The sequence below is a fragment of the Flavobacterium sp. UBA7680 genome (genome assembly GCF_002482975.1).
Taxonomy (GTDB): domain Bacteria; phylum Bacteroidota; class Bacteroidia; order Flavobacteriales; family Flavobacteriaceae; genus Flavobacterium.
Map to the genome: position 1 here is coordinate 17,154 of NZ_DLHA01000044.1, position 302 is coordinate 17,455.

Consider the following 302-nt stretch of genomic DNA (forward strand, 5'->3'; position numbering starts at 1 on the left):
TTTTGAAAGCAAATCACAACTAAACGTAATTGACTGTAACCATTTGCACCGGTGTTTATCAATAAGTCAAAGATACATTTTGAAAGCAAATCACAACGCTATTAAATCATTCTATCAAATTACAGTTGGTGTTTATCAATAAGTCAAAGATACATTTTGAAAGCAAATCACAACATTCGATTGATGGTGAAATAAAACGAACTGGGTGTTTATCAATAAGTCAAAGATACATTTTGAAAGCAAATCACAACAAAAACTACCAATTGAAGAATCCGCACCTTGGTGTTTATCAATAAGTCAAA